We start from the raw sequence: 888 nt of genomic DNA, 5'->3' as shown, positions 1-888 counted from the left end.
CCTTCTTGGCTGTCCTTCTGGGATAGTGAGACTGCTCATCCGAAGTACCAGCAGAAACGTTGGGAAGCACACGGAACAGAGGTCACGCCACATGGCGAAAGTGCATGTACTCCTCAACCAGAAGGGCGGGGTCGGTAAGTCCACCCTCGCCGTCAACCTCGCCGCCGTCACCGCGGATATCTCCGGTGGCATCGCCGGTCAGAACCCTCCTGTCGTCACCGTCTCGATCGACCCTCAGGGGTCGGCCGTCTGGTGGTCTGAGCGAGTGGGCGACGCTCTGCCCTTCGACTTCGTTCAAGCCCACGACGACATCCCGGGGCTCGCGAATCTTCGGCACATACCTAACGTCACCGACGTGTGGGTCGATACTCCCGGCTGGCTCGACCTATCCGACTCTGATTCCGGAGATGATCCGCTGGGAGACGGTAAGGCCGCGGAAGCGTTGCGTGCGGTGCTTGACAGCGCAGACGATGTGGTTGTCCCGATCGTCCCGGAGTCGTTGGCGTTTCAGCCGACCTTTAACACCATCGAGAAGATCATCAAGCCGCGTAAGCTCCCCTTCCTCGTCGTCGTCAACAACTGGGATCCCCGCGACGGCAAGGCGGACTTGGAGGAAACGCGGGAGTTCGTCCGTCTGCACAGCTGGCCGTTGTCCAACACCGTCGTCCGACGCTACAAGGTCCACTCCCGCGCCTCAGCTGAAGGGCTGGTCGTCACGCAGTACCCGAAAAACCGGGTGGCGATGGAGGCCAGGGAAGATTTCTACCGACTCGCATTGGAGCACGGGCAGAAGAACGGGCAGAGCTAATGGGACGCAGGACGAGCCTCGCGACGCTCCTGGTCGGTCAGTCTCCTGATCAGGAACAAACTCCATCAACGACGGAGGGC

The 888-nt window shown here is 61.4% G+C and carries 1 protein-coding gene; it reads left to right on the top strand.

The annotated features are described in order from the left end of the window. Nucleotides 1-808: nucleotide-binding protein (locus ACFOYY_RS42485; RefSeq protein ID WP_386197202.1), on the top strand; the 808-nt coding region annotated here is incomplete at its 5' end. Nucleotides 809-888 lie beyond the last annotated feature (80 nt).

The sequence above is a fragment of the Streptosporangium jomthongense genome, assembly GCF_042650425.1.
Classification (GTDB): domain Bacteria; phylum Actinomycetota; class Actinomycetes; order Streptosporangiales; family Streptosporangiaceae; genus Streptosporangium.
Note: the sequence above shows the minus strand (reverse complement) of the source record. Positions and strands in the feature narration are given on the sequence as shown.